The organism is Hydrogenophaga sp. (assembly GCF_051007235.1).
Taxonomy (GTDB): domain Bacteria; phylum Pseudomonadota; class Gammaproteobacteria; order Burkholderiales; family Burkholderiaceae_C; genus Hydrogenophaga.
In genome coordinates this window covers 1-2,699 of sequence record NZ_JBPCSJ010000235.1, presented here as the reverse complement: position 1 = coordinate 2,699, position 2,699 = coordinate 1, and the positions used below count along the sequence as shown (strand labels likewise).

1 protein-coding gene is annotated in these 2,699 nt (G+C 69.4%); it reads left to right on the top strand.

All coding sequences use genetic code 11. From position 1 onward, the window contains the following. The coding region (locus ACR2JA_RS08545) for a vitamin B12 dependent-methionine synthase activation domain-containing protein (protein WP_434008668.1) at positions 1-1,968 on the top strand (1,968 nt) is incomplete at its 5' end. Between the last annotated feature and the right edge of the window lie 731 nt (positions 1,969-2,699).

The window sequence follows — 2,699 nt, the reverse complement described above, 5'->3', positions numbered from 1 at the left end:
GTGTTCCTGTACCACGCCATCCAGGCGGGCATGGACATGGGCATCGTCAACGCCGGCATGGTGGGTGTGTACGACGAGCTGGACCCCGAACTGCGCGAGCGCGTGGAAGACGTGGTGCTCAACCGCCGGCCCGACGCCGGCGAGCGGCTGGTGGAGATCGCCGAATCTGCCAAGGGCGCGGCCAAGGACGACACCAAGAAGAACGAGTGGCGCGCGCTGCCGATCCGCGAGCGCCTGTCGCACGCGCTGGTGCGCGGCATGAACGAGTTCATCAGCGAAGACACCGAAGAGATGTGGCAGGAGATCAAGGCCACTGGCGGCCGCCCGCTGCACGTGATCGAAGGCCCGCTGATGGACGGCATGAACGTGGTCGGCGACCTGTTCGGCGCGGGCAAGATGTTCCTGCCCCAGGTGGTGAAAAGTGCCCGCGTGATGAAGCAGGCCGTGGCCCACCTGCTGCCCTACATCGAAGAAGAAAAGCGCCAGCTCGAAGCGGCCGGTGGCGACGTGAAGTCCAAGGGCAAGATCGTGATCGCCACCGTCAAGGGCGACGTGCACGACATCGGCAAGAACATCGTCACGGTGGTCCTGCAGTGCAACAACTTCGAGGTCGTGAACATGGGCGTGATGGTGCCCTGGCAGGACATCCTGAAGAAAGCCAAGGAAGAGGGCGCCGACATCATCGGCCTCTCGGGACTGATCACGCCCAGCCTGGAAGAGATGCAGGTGGTGGCGGCCGAGATGCAGAAAGACCCGTACTTCCGCGAGCGCGCCACGCCGCTGCTGATCGGCGGGGCGACCACCAGCCGCGTGCACACGGCGGTGAAGATTTCGCCGCACTACGCCGGCCCGGTGGTCTACGTGCCCGACGCCTCGCGCAGCGTGAGCGTGGCGCAGGGCCTGATCGGCGACGGCCGCGTGCAGTACCTGGCCGAACTCAACGCCGACTACGAACGCGTGCGCCAGCAGCACGCCAACAAGAAGCAGGTGCCGCTGTGGCCGCTGGCCCAGGCGCGCGCCAACGCCACGCCGGTGGACTTTGCTGCGCACGCGCCGGTGGCGCCCAAGTTCATCGGCCGCCGCGTGTTCAAGAACTTCGACCTGGCCGAGCTGGAGAAGTACATCGACTGGGGCCCGTTCTTCCAGACCTGGGACCTGGCCGGGCCGTACCCCGCCATCCTGCAGGACGAGGTGGTGGGCGAGCAGGCGCGCAAGGTGTTCGCCGACGCGCAGGCCATGCTGAAAAAGATGGTCGAAGGCCGCTGGCTGACGGCCAACGCGGTGATCGGCCTGTACCCGGCCAACCGGGTGGGCGCGGACGACATCGCGCTGTATGCCGATGAAACCCGCCAGCAGCCGGTGCTGACCTGGCACGGCCTGCGCCAGCAGACCGAGAAGGAAACGATCGATGGCGTGACCCGCCCGAGCCGGTGTCTCGCCGACTTCGTGGCGCCGGCCGGCACGGCCGACTACGTGGGCCTGTTCGCCGTGACGGCCGGCGTGGGCGTGGAGAAGAAGGAACAGCAGTTCCTGGCCGCGCACGACGACTACAACGCCATCCTGTTCAAGGCCCTGGCCGACCGCCTGGCCGAGGCGCTGGCCGAGTGCATGCACGCCCGCGTGCGCACCGACCTGTGGGGCTATGCGGCGGGCGAGCAGCTCAGCAACGAAGACCTGATCAAGGAAAAGTACCAGGGCATCCGCCCGGCGCCGGGCTACCCGGCCTGCCCGGACCACTCGGTCAAGCGGCAGATGTTCGAGCTGCTGCAGGCCGGCGAGATCGGCATGGCGCTCACCGAGAGCCTGGCCATGACGCCGGCCGCCAGCGTCAGCGGTTTCTACCTCGCGCACCCGGACAGCCAGTACTTCAACGTCGGCAAGATCGGCGAAGACCAGGTGGCCGACCTGGCCGCGCGCAGCGGCGTCGACGCCAGCGAACTCAAGCGCTGGCTGGGCCCCAACCTCTGATGGCGTGGCGGCGGGGCGCCCGCCCGTCCCGGTCTCACGCCCGCTGAAGCGGCTCGGCCACGCCTGGCCCGCAGCGCGTGCTAGAACCCGTGCGATTCATTCAGCAAGCGATGGGGCATGGCGTCAGTCTGTACAGCGTGTGGGACGGAAAACCGCGAGAAGGCACGGTTCTGCCGCGGCTGCGCGCGGCCACTGGTGCCGCTGGGCACGCCCGAAGCTTCTGCTGAGCTGGCAGCCGACGCCGCCAGACCACACCACCACGCCAGTCGCTCGTCTGGTGGTGCCCGCCGTGCCGCGCGCCAGCGGCGCACCGCCATCCGCTGGGGGTTGGGCGCTGCCGTTCTGGTGGCCGTGTTGGTCGGCTGGCAGCTGTGGCCGCGCGAGGCGGCGGTCGAGCCGGTTTCGATCACCGTAGCGCCTGCCGATCCTGTGGCGCCGGTGATGGTGGCAGCCACGGTGCCACCGGTGGCGCTCACGGCGGCCCGCACCCCCCCGACGCCCACCACCGCGCCGGTGGACGCGATGACTCCGCAGCCAGCAGCACCTGCCAAGCCTGTCGCGGCGCCGACGCGCGTCAGGCCGGCGCCGGCAAGGCCCAAAGAAGCGGCTGTGGCTGCTGCACCCGCGCCTGCGTCTGCCCGCAGCGAACCCGTTGCACCCGCCACCGTGGCCGAGGCAGCCCCGGCGCCCGTGCCAGCACCCAGGCCCCGTGGTGTGGATGAAGCCTGCGC